The following is a 15154-nucleotide window of genomic DNA, read 5'->3' as shown; positions in this document are numbered from 1 at the left end:
TGTTTCCCTTCTCTTTCACTATGCCGCCAGCTGCGCCTGCATCCATTCGCGATCATCGCTTTCGGAGACAGCGACTTTGTCGTCAATGACGCCGTTCCTGAATTTTTGGAGCAAGTCCTGGTCAAATGTCTGCATGTGTTTGTCTTCTCTTTCGGAGATTGCCTGCTTGAGTGACGTCATCTCGTTGAGCCGAACATGCTCCCGGATCTGCTCGTCCATGAGCATCAGCTCCATCGCCGCAACACGCTTGTTTGCGGTGGTTCTGACCAGGCGCTGCGAAATAACAGCACGCAGGTTGAAAGAAAGGTTCAGCAGTATCTGACGCTGTTCCTCAAACTCGAAGAAGTTCGCAACACGCTGGATCGCCTGATGGGAGTTGTTGGCATGCAGTGTAGCGAGGGCAAGTTGCCCTGTTTCAGCAATATTGAGCGCTTGACGCATGACGTTAGCCGACCGGATTTCACCGACAAGTATCATGTCAGCTTTCTGGCGGAGTGCGTTCTCCTGTGCGTCTTCGAAAGAAAGAGCGTCACGTCCGATTTCTCTTTGTGTGACGATACATTTCTTATGTGGGTGCACAAACTCAATCGGGTCTTCGATCGTCAGAATGTGTCCGTCACGAAGCTCATTGCGGTGATTAATCATAGCCGCCAGGGTGGTGGACTTTCCGGACCCTGTGGCCCCGACGACCAGAATGATCCCGTTCTTCTCGCCGCTCAAGTCGGCCAGAATACTCGGGCTGCCGAGCTCTTGGAGTGTCGGAACCTCCATGGGTATCTTGCGAATGACTGTCCCAACATGCCCTTGTTGCATGAACAGATTTATACGGAACCGCCCGACACCCGGGAGTTCAAGCGACATATTGAAGTTCTTGGTCTTTTCGAACCGGGTAATCTGGTCGGTATTGGTCAGGCTGCCAATCAGCCGCGTCAAATCGCTGTCCGTGAGCGCGGGGTAATCCACGCGAATGAACTCATCCACGACACGGATAATCGGCGGCGCACCGAACGTCAGGTAAAGGTCTGATCCGTCACGTGCCACCATCTCGGATAGCCAAGCGAATATATTTCCGACTGACATTATCTGGCCTCGCTGACAGACGAGGTGACGGTTTGAGCGAAACCACTAAGGGGGGAAGTTTCCGCAGTGTCCGGCTTAAATAGGCTGGCCTTACGCGTGACCTCACTTTCGGACGAACTGCGCTGAGCGATGTATTCAAAGGTCTCGGCAGTAATTTTGCCTTCCTTGTGCAATTGGCGCGCACTGTCTTCCATCGAACTTCCGATAGAGGTCCGGGCTTGAAGGATTTCACGAATGGTTTGCGGCCACTCCGTGATGGGCATGTAGGAAAGACGCGTTCGTATTTTGGCATCAAACACCAGATACTCTCTGCACCCAACCATGCCGCCACCAATTTTCGGGATGAGCAACTGGGTAACAACAAGGTTCAGGCATTCGAGCAGATCGATAGCAACGCCGTGCTGTTCATTACCAGGAAACACCATGAGCGCACGACGAATGGTCTCGGCCACCCCAATCGTGTGCATGGTGCTCATGGATAGGTGACCGGTCGATGCCAGTGTCATGCAACCGCGAATGGTCGCCGCGTCACGTGCTTCACCGATTACAATAATGTCAGCAGCACGCCGCAACGCGTTACGGGCAGCATAGGCCCAATCAGACATCTCGCTGTCATCACCATAGCGGTCCCTAAGGTGCTGACCGACCTCCGTCTGGAATACGAACGAGTGCGGGAAATGCAGCCCGTCGTACACATATTCGATAGGGCGGCTGTACTCGATAACCTTGTCACTGACGTCTTCTCGCTCGCAGTGGTTCCGGATCAGAGAAGACAAGAGAGTTGACTTACCAGAGCCCGTTGGTCCGGTTATGAGGTTAAGCCCCTGCTCCGGCCGAAAGGCTTTGACGATGTCGTCTTCAATGCCAAGAAGTTCCAGCTTGATTGGTTCGCTCGGCAGGGTCCGGATGGTAACCTGATATCCTCGGCCGTTCTCAAGCCGCCCTCCGGTCACGTTGACGCGGAAAGAGTATCTCCCGACACCATTGGGATCGCGAATTTCATACAGAGGGTCCAAATCGTGCCCGGAGTTGACCTCGCCAGGCCCGTTTTGTCCATAGACAGCGACGACCACACGATACATGTCATCATGGTTTATTCGGCGGGTGGTTAGTCGCTGCCATTTGCCGCCGACTTTGCCCCACGCAACCACGTCACTCTGCAACGTGATGTCAGATACCCGCTTCTCCGTGCACCAGATCAGGAACTCATCAAGAGTTTCCTCGTTGAACTGGCCAACGAATTCAAACACGGACCCGTCATGGCCAGTGCTGAAAAGCGGTTTACTTTCTGAATCTATAGACATGTCGACAGCTCGTGAATGCGGTGGCTCGGGGCAAAATCGGAGGAATTCTTGTCCCCTCCCCTAGAATTTTCCTTGAGGAGGGGGTCATTTATCGAGGAGGCATGGAAGCTTCACCCGGCGTCATCCCGGAAACCGGTGCTTCCCAGTCCGGAGAAGAATGGACATTCAGGCGTGGATCAGCGGTAATGCTCATCGCCCGGTCATTAATACGCATGTCTTCACCGGTGCCGGTCACGCCAAGATTGGCGTTGGCAACGATCGGTTCAGAGACCAGCCCTTTTTCAAGAAGCTCGGCATAACGCACCATCCCGGTGAAGTCCCGTTCCAGCCTACGCATGTCGTTGCGGAAGATGTTCTGCGCCTGGCGCACACCCTCTTCGAAACCCTGGGCAACGAAGTTTTGCCAGACTTCTCGCTCTGCCGCGGACTTTGGTAACAGGGCCGGGTTCGGCAGTTCCGGAGCGGAGTAAGTTCGCAGAAGATAGTTATGCCAAAGCGGAGCAATCGGCGTGAAGCGAGCCTGCTCAATGATTTCATAGTAGGTATCGGCAATCCGTAGCGACCGACCGGCATCGAACTGCTCGTAGGTTTCCCGGCTTTCCGAGATCACCGGTGGAAGAATTTTTGTGCCCGACGGCCCTTGGATCAGGAACGAACTGAAATTGAAGGTTCTGGATAGGTTGCTAGCCTGGTTCTCGAGCAGTTCAGAGATACGTCGCGTTGCCCATGCGAGACCTCCGCGTGCACCAAAACTCATCGCTGCGGTACGCATCGCTGGTAGCCGGAGCCTGTCTTCATTCGACAACTCCTCTGCACCTTCATCGCCTGCATCAAGTGCCATCATCTCTTCAAGGGTCATGAGTTCCTTGCGAGGCTGAAGCAGTTGCCCTGGCTGATAGTTCGGGTTCACGTCGGTACGCAGGACAGTGCGCGCAGGAACCACCTCGATAACCGTCTGAGCTGTCTCAGGCTGAGAGACATCCACGGAAGCATTGTTTGCCCCTGTGGTTTGACATGCGGCTAGAAGCATAATCAAAGGCGATGCCACGAGGTAGCGTTTGATTTTCAACATCGGGATATCCCCTTGTTACTTGTGGCTACGAGGGGACCGCTTCTGGGCTCTCATTTCCGGCCCGGGCTTCTGCGCTGTCCGATGCTTGAACTCGACACGTCGCTTGTTCGGATCGACGAAAATCTTCGCAAAGGTTTGCACCTGAAGGCCGATATCTTCGAAGGCTTTGGCTGCCGAGACGTCCCGGATATCAACCTGAATCATTGCCGGAGATGACGGCTTGTTTCCCGTTTCGATGAATGAATAGCCAATGTTGGCTGCGAGCTCACGAACCAACGTAATGGCCGGGCCACTCCACTCGACAGTGGTTGGGCGTCTCAGATCTTCAGGTAGGGTGTCCTCATTGATGGGGTCAGGCTCAGGCTCGGTACGTGTGCGCTGAATCATCGCCAGGTTTTCCAATGCCTGAGCTGCTCGGTTAGCGCCCTGACCAACTGTCTGTTGAAAGTCAGATGTAATGGCCTGATCCCACGCATGCTCTCTCTGGCTAACCTGGATGCTCTGGGTCTTGTTGGTCTGGGTGCATCCAGAAAGCGCACTGCCAATCACGATTGCGGACACTATCAATCCACAACGCTTCATCGTTCGCTGCATACCTTCTCTCCTGGGTATCCCGCCGGTCGCGGGCAACAGATTATACCGGTATTCCTTACGGAAAACCCCGCATATCCTTAGGTAAACCATCTTTTACTTTAAGTCTAGGGATTGAGAAGGAAAACAGTAACTTTTTAAGCAAAAGTAAACATATTTTGCTTAAATACACGGTAGGATGCGGTGAGTACACGGTGCACGCACAGGATTGCCACGGTTTATTCACGGTATGATACCGTATATTACCGTGATTCCAGGGTACATCTCGGGTCAAAACATCAGGCTATGACTTGTGTTTTTCGTTCTGGCAAAAATGTTTATCATTTCGGTAAATTTGTTACCCGAAACATATTGATCGTTATGCAGTATGTCTGGTTGCCGCAGATTTCTCTCAGATAGCCGTTAAATTCCAAGAGAAGCCCTCTGTGCTGCGGTCAACTCACCTGATGTGCACCTATCCGTCAATTTCACGTGCTCGGCCGCAGCGCGCTTTTTCTCATACTTGCACAGTCCGTCCACAAATTGCCCGAACATGTCCGTATGAGTAAAGATAATTGAAGCGACTGACCTTTTTCCGAGGGAAATCAACGATAAATGTCGTTTGGTGTTGGCCGAGACCTGCAACGGGTTTAATTATACGCTTGAGCGCTACGTGATTCAGACCTTGAGCGATGAGAGCAGGGGCAATTTGAAACGTTCAGAATAGGCCGACGAAACCGCCTCAAGATGAGGTAACACTTTTACGGAAAGTCCCATTTAGTGCTATTCGGACATAGTCGCCTCCGACATTGAAGCGGTAAGAATGGGAAATAGCGGGATATCGCGTAACACTTTTGCTAAAAATCAAAACGTATTCGCCAACAATGTGGAAAATTAGGTAAAAGGTTGCGTTGGAACCTGTTGGCCAACCGGTTAATTTCCGTTTTTCTGTTACTATACCGTTTGTGTTTGTTACCAGTTTTTGGAGTAACGGGGGGACGAAGTCCTCCCGGTCTAGGGGCGGCCCTCCAGCAGCTAAAGCGTGCTTGCATGCTCCCCGGACGGCCTGAAGCGCCAAAGGGGCTACTCACCAGCAAGGGGCTGCCTCGAAATCCCCCGGGCTTGGGGCTGGCCCCGACCGCCAAGAGGCGCCCTCTGGCCTGGAGCCGCCTCCTCGGCCTGCCTGCCGCAAGCCACCCATTCCGTCCAATGTTGACACTGTTGACAGAAAAGCTCATCCCGTCCAATGTTGACACTGTTGACAGAAAGGCGTCTTTCAAACATGCAGAGTCACCTCTCATACCGAAAAGATGTCTACTTGATTGATGGCCCGCCCCATCACAATCAGGACACCGTGCTTTAGGCGCAATCAGTGCGAAGGGTTCTTCGGTCAAAGAGAAGAGTGCGATGGAATGGTATGGTGGGCCCCAATTAGGGTTGAGGCTCCAGATCACATATGGCTAGCCGCCCTGCCCTGCATGCAAAACATTCACTAGGGATGGGGCCGCTACGATCCACAGGTTAAAGGCAGATCCGCCGAAAGATGAGCTTTCCTTCACAAGGTAAAGATATTGCAGGAGCAGGAACCTGTCTGTTGTGGGACTTCTTTGTCACAGCGTTAGCAATAACTGCATAATCATAGGGTTCGCGGCTTCGCGCCGCTTCCGGCGTTGCTCAAGGAGTCTCGCGTCCCGCAATTTGGTTTCTTTGTCGATCAAGGTCGCCAGTTTTTGATAGACGTCGAACTCGCCGGAAGACTTGGCATGGTTACCGACCGCTTTGGCACATTGAATTCGAAGCCTTTGCTCTCTGACACAGTCAATAAAGCTCCTAGCAAGAGCGTCGAGTTTCGGGTCCTGAGTAACAGCGACACTCTCGAGGAGCGGACGTGAAATGTCATCGATCCACGCTTTGTCCTTAACCCCAGGGGATGTTACCCAAAACAAGAGGATAAACATTGCCAGAGCGATAAGGCCAATTGTCATGAGGACTCTTTCTTGTGCGCGCACAGTTAGTTCACCTTAGATAATTTCGCCCGCACCAGCTTTTTGGCTTTTCGCCACGAGGAGTATTTTTCCCACGTATCACTGGTCAATGTTGCGAATGCTAAAACATAGAAGAGCCCAAGCAACCACGGCATGTACTCTTCGCTCACCACTTCATGGTCGCTCAACATCAGGATATGCTTATGGGCCAATATTAACATAGCGGGCATCATGGGGAGGGCAAAAAGTGCAAGGCCATTGGGCCACGGATGTCTTTCCAAGGCAAACTTGCATATCGTCGCGACCGCCAACGCCCATAGAGCGTTGTGAGACCATGACGGATCTTCAGGTAAAGCGCGGGCCATAATATCGGTTGCAATTTCTGTCCCCAAAGTTACCGGAAATCCGAAGACCATTGCTCGCGAGAACCACGTTGCTATTCTTTGGTGCCAATTCATCGGAACCACCCTTTATGTCGATTTCACGAATAGCTCAGAAATCACCACATGCCCTTGGCGTCTCGCATCTTGGTGTACTCCTTACGCAGCATCGAGCTTTGGGCTTCAATCTCTGCAAACTCCGCTTCCCGACCAAAGGCTGTCGCCTGCTGTCTTAGCTCTTGGACACAACCGGCATGGAAGTCACACTTAAGAAAGGCGTCCACCATACTCCCCATTAGCGTTGGGTTCGAAGCTTGAATGGCGAAATCCTTCAGTGGGGCAGTCACATGTGTGTTCCATTCATCAGGACTATGTGGCAGGGCTCCCGAGTTCAACGCAAAACAGACCCCCACCATCGTGATGATGAGAGCGAACCCTAACATAGCTAAGTAGAAGCGCACGACCGCACCGAATTCAGTACAAATAGCTTTCATTTGAGTATTGAACTCTCGGCTAGGATAGGCGGGGCAGAAGGAAGCGATCAGGGTTGGCAAAATATGCGGCGTTAAGCGGCGACACGATATCTGCGAAGGTGCCATAGGCATTCAGAAGATTGTGCTGTTGTGCAAGGTTCTCCAGCACTTTCATGCAATTGCCATGCCTCGACCGCTCGCCAGTACCTGAATTGCATCGCAGATACTCTTCTGCAAAATAGGATACAAAGAGGTCATCGCTTTTTAGTGCTTCGATACGTAACGGTTGTGCCACATCAGATCCCCAAACTTCCGGGTCTTCGGCCGAATACAGGATAGCCGTCCCCACAAAGGCCATCCAAGCGATCATGACCGCTAAGATAGACAGGGCTACGGCTATGAATAAAACATCGCGGACCCGTTTGCCTGGCGGGATAAGGCAAGCACTTGATTTGGAGCTACTCATATGAACACCTTTCTGTTCTAGCTATGTCGACAATATGATGTGTGATCGCAATTAAAGAGTGTCCCGTTTGTCCAGAGGCCTCTTAATCTGTATTGAGTTTTGCGGTCGCACTTGAGTAACACACTAGGTTTATTTTGTTTAAAGTCAACATATTTTCCTTAATATGTTTCATATCTCCTTACAGCACGTAGGCAAATTCTTCCGTCTTGTCTCACTGAAAGCAATACCCACCCTTCTCATAAGGAAAACGTGGACTTTCTCCAGCGAGCAAGCAACACTTATCTAAGCTTTGAAACACATTTACGCATTACAGATCAAAGATTGTCGGCTCGCTGAGAACGCGCATTGGGTCGTGTGTCAATGTCTCAACGCCGTCGAGTTTTTCGTCTAAGTTGCTCGCCTGGAGATTAGAAGATGAGTACAGATAACCTGCGTTCTGAACGCTCTACAGAAACAAATGTCAGCGGTCGCGGGGAGCCTGCACATAAAACAGCTTTACCCCTTAAGGGTGGGCGTTTTTCAACGCCGTTCGCTGGACACATGGGCAAAGTTGCTGTGGCGTCTGGGTCTAGAAGTTCAGAAGAAAGTGAACTCAAAGCTTCCCTGGATGCGCTCGATGCACAAACGAGCCAGGCCAATCACGTTACGTCTTCTTCTGTATCGACATCGGATGCTGAGTTTGTAGATCCGGATGGGCCACGCCTTACGCGTCTTAAAGACCCTCTCCCCGTCGCACCGCAGGGCAAAGGCAGTGGTACAACGCCGGGAGGCCCCCGGGAGGATGTTCTTCAGAAGATCAGGGAGGCCGCCCACAAGCGCATTATGGCAAGGGCAACCCAAAAAGGTATCAATCCGGGAAGGGGCTCTCTTCCATCGCGTGAATCCGTGAGCCCGCTTGCAGTCCAGGGCACAACGGCAAGTCAGGCAACTTTGGATCAGTATTTGAAGCGTGGGCACGAACTGTTTTCCAGATATCGCCGGGAGCGCAATATTCATGCTTCGGCAGAAGACATATCACCGATTGAATGGGTCAATTGGCTCCTCGCAATGAAGCCGGACTTGAAAGCATCAACCTGGCGTGTCTATCGGCAGTCGGCCTATCATTTTCTTGAGGGCTTCCCAAGTCACGAGACACCGGGTGCGATCGGGATGCTGGATGCTGATGTCATAGACCGTCATAAAGAGAGTCAACTGGACGAAAGAGCCGAGACACAAGATGCGGATGAACGGACATCTTCTCTTAAGCGAAAGAATTTCCCCCTGGAAGATATGGAGAAGCTGCTGACCTATCTTCGAGCTTACAGTCGATCCAAATGGGCACCTGTGCTCATTGATTGGTTGAGGGCTGGCGTGCTTACAGGTTTGCGCCCGATTGAGTGGAGGATGACCGACATTGAAGTTCGACCGCTGCCCGACGGACGAACGGCTGCCTGGCTGTACGTAATGAACGCCAAGGCCACAAACGGCCGGGGTAATGGTGTGGTGAGAACTTTAGATCTCAGTGAATTTTCACGAGAAGATCTGGATTGCGTTCAAAGGATGGTTGACCGGTCACAAAAATGGTTGGAAGCCGATAAGTTCTCTCGCGCAAAATCTGATTGCTCAAACCTCCTTTATTCGCTGAACAAGAAGCTCTGGCCATCGAGGAAAACGCATTTCTCGCTGTATAGCTGTCGTCATCAGGCAATCGCCAACTGGAAAGGGTCTGGTGTTGCGCCGCCGATCATCGCTGCCATTGTCGGGCACGGGATAACGGCGACGGCCGCAGAGCACTATGGTAAAAAGCGGAGTGCATGGGCACCCGAGAAAATACCGGTTGTTCCGGGGGCGGTTCCTGAAGAGCTAAGCAAGGTTCGCCAGCGCATCAGGCTGTTCAACGACCGTATCAAGCTGGAAAAAGCTGCTGGTATTCGACGGGAAGGCGATGTTGTTCAATATCCCGTCGGCTAATCGTTTAGCCGCGAGGGACTAATGACTTGTTAGTCTCTCGCCACCGTCGAAACTTCGTCTTGAGAATGTGTCCTCTGTCCGCGAACACAGGACACATTCTCTGTTTTGCGGCTTGCCTTATGATGGCCCGGCGTCTGCCTTGAAGTGATCCCCGTATTTATCTTCGCTGAGTGCAGCGCGGATGAGACTGAGTGCCTGCATGTTGCTACCAAATTCGGTTGCAAGCTGTTGTGGCAGAATGAATTCGATGTAGTCCTCGTGGCAGACTAGGCTTTCCGCCAGGGCGAAGTTGACCGTAAGAACGCCATTACTGTGTTCGAGGTTACCACGGACAACGGTGCGCGTGGCTTGAGTTAAGGTGTCCACCAAATCCAGATTTATGCTGATGTCCCGATGCCTTGGCACCCGGCACAGCCCGGCATGCTCTGCACGGTAGGTTTCCGCAATGGCCGTCAAGAAATTACGCCGTTGCTTTGAGCTCATTTTGGGGCCGTCGAACGAAAGCCCGATCTGCTCTTCGTTTCCCCGCAGCCACTCCAGCAGAATAATCACGGCAGGGCTCAACGGGTTCTGACTTTTGTCTGCGTCTCTTTCGTTCACGAATATCGGGCCTCTCGGAAAATGTTTGCCTCACGGCTTGATTGACAACTGAGACTGCTCGGTGAAGTCGGCTGGCAATCGCGCTTCAAGGTCACCTGGCTCAACTGTATCTTCTTCAAATACAAAGCAGAGTGCGCGGCTCGCCCAGCAACCTACGGTCCATTTGGTACCATCGCCTTCAGCTCGGTGATCGAGAATAACCACGTTGCCGTCGACCGTACGAAAGATTTGTCCTTGCTCTAGCTCGTCGCGCCGCTCGTACCAGTCGATAGCACTCATATCACCGCCCCTCTACTTGCGAGGGCCTCACCAAACATGGATACAGGCGCGTCCCCTCATGGAAAATCATATAATCCGCCTCGAAAAGTAGATGGATTATGCTGCCCTTTCAAGGAATAATCCAATGCACAAAGAACTATTTTGTTTACACAGTCTTTCAGCGGTAATAAAACGATATCACATCAACAAACAGCGGAGCACTTTGATGCGTGAGGGTTGCACCGCGAGCGGTCCATGTACGTTAGATGATTTTTTGGAGTTCGAGCGCGCTCGCATCGAAGCATTTCGAGCTTATTGGCTCAGATGCCATGAGTTATATCCCGAGCAGTTCCCCATGACATTGGACCCGGGACAATGGGACGAAGCTCTTATGATCTTCGATATCTCAGACAGCGAGCCGCCCGATATTGACGCCACGTCCGTTTAATACAAAGGAGAACCTGAATGGATAAGCTTTCAGAAGTAGCGGCCGCAATTTGTGCCGTTTCCGGTACTGTGAACTGGGATGTGCTGCCTGAGCATGACGAGAACGGTATTTCGCGCGATTACTTCCGTGAACAAGCTCGGGCTGCCGTCGTGACTCTCCAGGCTCCCAATTCCGCAATGAAAGACAATTTGCTGGCCCAATTTGAGGCGGATGTCACCATTTCGAACGCAAAGGCTGCGGCATGGGATGCTTGCCGGGGCTATAGGTTTTTGCTCGACGCCGTCATTGACGAAGGGAACTAAGCACCGTGCCCTTATTAAGCGTTGAGATTCTCTTTCTCGGTCTGTTTCATGCTGCCGTCATATTTTTCCATTTGGCACATGACAAGCGGCTGTGGTCGAACCTGATATTGGTGACATTCTTTAGCGTGGATGGGCGCATTTTAATAGGCGCCATTGAAGCACTCACTCAGTGGAGTGCAGGTGGCGATGATGTGAGCCTCCGCACTTTCTGGGGGCTGATAGTCATATTGACCATGGGGCACCTGCTTGGCTTGTCCATCATTGACTGGATGAAAGAGAAATCACCGTTCCAAAAGACGTTCTTCGATGGTGAGGTGCGCATCGCATGGGATTTGCGAAAACATCAAGGGGACAGACATGACGCGGAATAGTCAAAGCGGAGAACCCGTCTTTCAGCTTCCCATGTTAGGGCTGGTGCCTGCGTTGTTTTTCATGACCCTTCTGAGTTGTGCTGTTGCAGAGTGGGGAGAAAGCCAGAAGTGGTGGGGAACCGATATTGATGGTCTGGTCTGGTGCGCAAATCAGATGCCGGTGGGGGACTGCGAGGTTTTGCGGGCACAAACCAATGACTTACCCTTCGATATTTCGTTTAGCCAGAGTATGTTGTTCGGGGACGTTTATCTATTGGAAACTGCGCATCATGAACGTTTCTTGGTGACCAGAAGCTTCTTCGAACCGACGGCATATCGTGCATTTGAACGATTGCCGTCCGGCCCGGTTGGAGGCTCCAGTGAGTGACTTCCGCATCGACCAATCGCTTCCAGGTATTGCGGATGAACTTCTCATCTCATTCTTTGAAGTGGTCCGCCCCTGCCTTTCCGATGAGATGCTCGCCGATTTCAGGACTGCGTGCCTAATTGAGGATACTGAGGAGATGGCGTTAAGCATGGCTAGATTGGTTAAGCGGAATACTCCCTGGCCCCTGCCCGCGAAGTTTGACATCGTTGCAAGGCATATCGAAGCTTGCTCCGCGAGAATCGCTTATCTGGTCGTAAACGAAGGTATTTACTCGCCTACACAGATGCGATGCCACCGGACATTGCGTCATAGTGATGCTTTGCCTTCAGGTAGTCTTTTGGGCTGCCATAATACAGATGCCATGTAGCTTTGAAGAAGACCACGATCTCGTCGTGTGTGGTGAAGACTTTCCTGGGTAAAAAGTAGGTCTCTCTGCCAGTGTAATCATGATGGATTTCGCGACCATGCTGGTAAAACGCAACGATGCACTCCATCAGATATCCAGCCTTGTCGGCGCAGCAGTAATCGCCTTCATTAGCGGTAACGACTTCCTCAAATAAACCCTCGACAAAGTCGTAGTTCATCATGAGAAAAGTCAGCTCATCGGATCTGAGGTGCTTTGAATAAAACGCTTCCTTGATTTTCTCAAGGGGGTCATTCAACAACTGCCTGGCTGTCGCAAGGTCCTGGTGCTTCAGTGCCGCGGTGGCCTGCTGGATTAAGGGGGTTTGTTCGACGGCCTCGAGCATCTCCAGGTTTTCGGATGACACCGCATCCAGAATGGATGAAAGCATCTGTGCAGTTTCCGACGTAACACTTCCTTCGGAAGTGCTGACAGGATGCTCCGTCATGTTCGGTCTCGTTTCAATAGCTTTGATTCGGGATGTTTGAATAGTGCTGGCACAAAGCAGCGAATTTATCCGGCCGCCCATAGAACAAGGAGTGCACAGCCTCAAAGAAGCCCATAATCTCCTCGTGCTCGCGGAAAACCTTGGCGGGGACGTAGTATGGGCGACTTCCGTCCTGTTCATTAACCGGGTGCACAATCTGCTCACCGGTGTGCAGGGCTTTGAACATGCACCGGATAATATAGCCAGCCTTGTCCGCACAGCAGGCCGAGCCTTCTTTCTTGTTGAAGATTTCGCGAAGCTGGGAACGGAAAAAGTCAAGGTTCTGCATCAGAAAGACGAGTTCTCCGGACCCCAGGTGTTTCGTGTAAAATCCGCGCACCACTTTATTGATCTGACCGCTAAGCATGGTATGTGCGTCGGAGACATAACCCTGATTAAGGAGCTCCTCTGCCCTCACAAAGGGCTCTGTCCCCTCAAAAGCCTGCAAGCTCAGCAAGGCATCCTGTTCGAATGCGTGCACAAGATCTTTGAGAAGGCCTGGAATTGCTTTTTCGATTTCAACTTCTGTCGACTGCTTGTCCACGGATCTCATTTGCTACCATTTTCCTGTATTTAATGCCGGGCAGCATGAGTGACTTCAAAGCTACCAATCAAGACGGTCAAGGCTGGCTTATTCGCGGTGGAAAACTCCACTTCGAAAGCTTCGCCGTCTTGATAGTCATGCACAATAATTCCTGTTGTTCCCGCAGGTAGGGACGCAACGGACTTTGTAAGAGTGACTTCATCACCTTCTTTAGGGTGGCTCTTAACTTGTACTTTCATCGCGAGGGCCTCGGCGCTATTCATTCAACTATTCTATGGTAAATCCTTACCGGAGACAAGACGCTCAAGGAAATTGGTTCAATTTGCATTGCGTTTCTCTCATTTTCCATGAGACGCTTATTGTAATCCTAGGCAACCGAAAGAAACGACTATGCTTCAGCACCTTGCAGGTTACTTTTACCGTGCTCCTTATTCTGAGGGTGATGAGAAGAGTGGAGAAATTAAATTCTCCATGCTCGATCCGAAAGAAGTTACCGTCCCCGAAGAAGATGTTGTTCACGTCGGGACGCTGACTCATATCGGTGGGATTCACGAGTTAACAAAGGATTATGTATCCAAAGTTATCGAGTGGGATGGTCGACTATATGTTGAGCCATCGCCGATGGAGATAGTCGGTATGGCAAGGCTCTGCCTGCTGTACGTGGAGCGCTTGTTTGGCCAACGATCTACGAAGATTTCGGACAAGCAACTTTGGGCACTTCAAAGTAAGCTCAAGAGAGCGGTGGATTGCGTTGTGCCATCCTCCTTCGACGAGGCCCTTGCCCACTTTGGCCCAGGGATCAATGCCTTTTTTGAGGCTCTCTCTCAAGAAGAGCAAAGCCTTGACATCACTCGGTCAGGTGCTTCCGGGTCCCTTGACCCCAAGCCTCATCTAAGCTGGTTTTCCGACATTAACTATCAGCTGGAACAGATTGCTAGAAAGGGTGAAGGTATATTGCCACTTGGTAACGATGCCATGAAGCGGAAAGCCTGGTGGGAGGAAAAGACTAAAAACCATATCATTCGTTCAAATGGCAAGGTCTACTACTACGTCGAAGAATTTGTAGTTGGATATACAAGGGAAGGCTATGCCGACAGTTTCCCGTCAGACCGGCTTCGTTGTCATTACAGAAGTTACGCTGACGCAGTAAGGGGCTGTCTCGCGAGCCAGCGGCCCAAGTCAGTTCTGTCTCCTTTTGACGGTTCTGATCTGGTCGATATGCGAGGCTACTCGTATCTGCCGCCAAAGGGCTGGCCGAAACTCCCTTTAAAACCTTGTCAAATGGTGACGAGATTAGAGCTTTCAAAGTCTTACCCTTCGACCGTGCGTAAACGGCTGTATGAAGAAGCGATTATTCATTTGCTGAACGCGGCAACGAAAATTTCCATGCTCTCGTACACGGATGGCGTATTCCCTACCGATCTAATCAAAGATTGGGATGCCTTGATGGCGTTCAGGAAAGGTGAAGAAAAAGTTCGAGGTTACGAAGATATCTACTCAATTCTGAAAGAAAACGTATCTCGACTATCACGATTTTCTGATTCCCAGAACAGGGAAAATCGTGAGGCAATAAGAAGGTTCTCATCGTTCATGAATAACCTCTCTATTAGAGAGAACTATCTCAAGGAAGCGACAGAAAAAGGGGAAGTCGCTTAAGCCCCAAGTAGCCAACGCGATTGCAACTTCTCACAACGTAGGATTTGCAATCGCGTTACTATTGGGTTCCATTTCCTTGTGCTGGTGCAGGAGATGCTCAAGCATGAACTCCACCATGGCGCGTCGCTCGTCCTCGTTGAAAATGTAGCCATGACGTAATGGCTCGCTATTCATGCACAACCGCGGCACCACTGGTGCACTCAACAGTGTTGGGTTCTGGTCCCGGTCGTGAATAACGTTCACATAACGGATCACGGTTACACCCACGTTTTTGGTCCAGGCGAGGCAGTAACCATGGTCTCCATCAGCCAATGCTTCATTGAACGTCAATCCAGATGAATTCATAACCAAAGCGTCAATGTCCGGGAGCACGGCATAGGGCGAACAAATCGCCAGTGGGCGACACGGGGACATTTGCGAGTATTTTGATGTCATGTC

Annotated in this window: 19 protein-coding genes; 5 read left to right on the top strand and 14 right to left on the bottom strand. The window is 51.3% G+C overall.

Features of this window, described 5'->3' with window-relative positions:
• Window positions 1-18: 18 nt before the first annotated feature.
• From TH5_RS00620 to TH5_RS00585, 8 genes are all read right to left on the bottom strand, one after another.
• Complete coding sequence (locus TH5_RS00620; protein ID WP_097052594.1) at window positions 19-1080, bottom strand: PilT/PilU family type 4a pilus ATPase; 1062 nt, start codon at window positions 1078-1080, stop codon at window positions 19-21.
• The gene (locus TH5_RS00615) at window positions 1080-2330 is read right to left on the bottom strand and encodes a type IV pilus twitching motility protein PilT (protein ID WP_208638377.1); all 1251 of its coding nucleotides are present in this window, start codon (window positions 2328-2330) and stop codon (window positions 1080-1082) included. Before TH5_RS00615 ends, TH5_RS00620 begins: the two co-directional genes overlap by 1 nt.
• A gap of 142 nt (window positions 2331-2472) precedes the next feature.
• Entirely contained in the window at window positions 2473-3456 is a 984-nt protein-coding gene (locus TH5_RS00610; RefSeq protein WP_114120073.1) for a type IV secretory system conjugative DNA transfer family protein, read from the bottom strand.
• A 15-nt stretch (window positions 3457-3471) separates the two neighbouring features.
• On the bottom strand, window positions 3472-4050 hold the full coding sequence (locus tag TH5_RS00605) for a DotD/TraH family lipoprotein (protein ID WP_167443417.1): 579 nt from the start codon (window positions 4048-4050) through the stop codon (window positions 3472-3474).
• A gap of 1586 nt (window positions 4051-5636) precedes the next feature.
• The gene (locus TH5_RS00600) at window positions 5637-6011 is read right to left on the bottom strand and encodes a hypothetical protein (protein ID WP_147250001.1); all 375 of its coding nucleotides are present in this window, start codon (window positions 6009-6011) and stop codon (window positions 5637-5639) included.
• Window positions 6012-6037: 26 nt separating this feature from the next.
• Complete coding sequence (locus tag TH5_RS00595; RefSeq protein WP_114120070.1) at window positions 6038-6469, bottom strand: hypothetical protein; 432 nt, start codon at window positions 6467-6469, stop codon at window positions 6038-6040.
• Window positions 6470-6510: 41 nt separating this feature from the next.
• Window positions 6511-6885, bottom strand: a complete 375-nt coding sequence (locus TH5_RS00590; protein WP_114120069.1) for a hypothetical protein — start codon at window positions 6883-6885, stop codon at window positions 6511-6513.
• A gap of 19 nt (window positions 6886-6904) precedes the next feature.
• Entirely contained in the window at window positions 6905-7330 is a 426-nt protein-coding gene (locus TH5_RS00585; RefSeq protein ID WP_147250000.1) for a hypothetical protein, read from the bottom strand.
• A 414-nt stretch (window positions 7331-7744) separates the two neighbouring features.
• Here TH5_RS00585 and TH5_RS00580 point away from each other — a divergent pair, with 414 nt between their 5' ends.
• The gene (locus tag TH5_RS00580; protein ID WP_147249999.1) at window positions 7745-9280 is read left to right on the top strand and encodes a site-specific integrase; all 1536 of its coding nucleotides are present in this window, start codon (window positions 7745-7747) and stop codon (window positions 9278-9280) included.
• Window positions 9281-9397: 117 nt separating this feature from the next.
• Here TH5_RS00580 and TH5_RS00575 read toward each other — a convergent pair whose 3' ends face one another.
• Both TH5_RS00575 and TH5_RS00570 read right to left on the bottom strand, forming a co-directional pair.
• Entirely contained in the window at window positions 9398-9880 is a 483-nt protein-coding gene (locus tag TH5_RS00575; RefSeq protein WP_114120066.1) for a hypothetical protein, read from the bottom strand.
• Window positions 9881-9910: 30 nt separating this feature from the next.
• Window positions 9911-10159: a hypothetical protein gene (locus TH5_RS00570; RefSeq protein WP_114120065.1), complete on the bottom strand. Its 249-nt coding sequence runs from the start codon at window positions 10157-10159 to the stop codon at window positions 9911-9913.
• Window positions 10160-10603: 444 nt separating this feature from the next.
• Here TH5_RS00570 and TH5_RS00560 point away from each other — a divergent pair, with 444 nt between their 5' ends.
• Genes TH5_RS00560 through TH5_RS00550 form a run of 3 tightly spaced genes read left to right on the top strand, consistent with a single transcriptional unit; the run spans window position 10604 to window position 11626 of the window.
• Complete coding sequence (locus TH5_RS00560) at window positions 10604-10888, top strand: hypothetical protein (protein ID WP_114120063.1); 285 nt, start codon at window positions 10604-10606, stop codon at window positions 10886-10888.
• A gap of 5 nt (window positions 10889-10893) precedes the next feature.
• On the top strand, window positions 10894-11259 hold the full coding sequence (locus TH5_RS00555; protein ID WP_114120062.1) for a hypothetical protein: 366 nt from the start codon (window positions 10894-10896) through the stop codon (window positions 11257-11259).
• On the top strand, window positions 11246-11626 hold the full coding sequence (locus tag TH5_RS00550; protein WP_114120061.1) for a hypothetical protein: 381 nt from the start codon (window positions 11246-11248) through the stop codon (window positions 11624-11626). Before TH5_RS00555 ends, TH5_RS00550 begins: the two co-directional genes overlap by 14 nt.
• Before the next feature lie 275 nt (window positions 11627-11901).
• Here the strand turns inward: TH5_RS00550 and TH5_RS00545 are convergent, their stop codons facing one another.
• From TH5_RS00545 to TH5_RS00535, 3 genes are read right to left on the bottom strand one after another with little or no spacing between them, the layout of a single operon-like run.
• On the bottom strand, window positions 11902-12477 hold the full coding sequence (locus TH5_RS00545) for a hypothetical protein (protein ID WP_114120060.1): 576 nt from the start codon (window positions 12475-12477) through the stop codon (window positions 11902-11904).
• A gap of 13 nt (window positions 12478-12490) precedes the next feature.
• Window positions 12491-13060: a hypothetical protein gene (locus TH5_RS00540; RefSeq protein WP_167443416.1), complete on the bottom strand. Its 570-nt coding sequence runs from the start codon at window positions 13058-13060 to the stop codon at window positions 12491-12493.
• A 29-nt stretch (window positions 13061-13089) separates the two neighbouring features.
• Window positions 13090-13323, bottom strand: a complete 234-nt coding sequence (locus TH5_RS00535; protein ID WP_114120058.1) for a DUF4926 domain-containing protein — start codon at window positions 13321-13323, stop codon at window positions 13090-13092.
• 127 nt (window positions 13324-13450) lie between these two features.
• Here TH5_RS00535 and TH5_RS00530 point away from each other — a divergent pair, with 127 nt between their 5' ends.
• Complete coding sequence (locus tag TH5_RS00530) at window positions 13451-14716, top strand: hypothetical protein (RefSeq protein WP_114120057.1); 1266 nt, start codon at window positions 13451-13453, stop codon at window positions 14714-14716.
• Window positions 14717-14746: 30 nt separating this feature from the next.
• Here the strand turns inward: TH5_RS00530 and TH5_RS00525 are convergent, their stop codons facing one another.
• The gene (locus TH5_RS00525) at window positions 14747-15151 is read right to left on the bottom strand and encodes a hypothetical protein (protein WP_147249998.1); all 405 of its coding nucleotides are present in this window, start codon (window positions 15149-15151) and stop codon (window positions 14747-14749) included.
• Between the last annotated feature and the right edge of the window lie 3 nt (window positions 15152-15154).

This window comes from Thalassospira xianhensis MCCC 1A02616, from assembly GCF_003326475.1.
Taxonomy (GTDB): domain Bacteria; phylum Pseudomonadota; class Alphaproteobacteria; order Rhodospirillales; family Thalassospiraceae; genus Thalassospira; species Thalassospira xianhensis.
The sequence above is the reverse complement of the archived record's forward strand: the minus strand, read 5'-3'. Positions and strand labels throughout refer to the sequence as shown.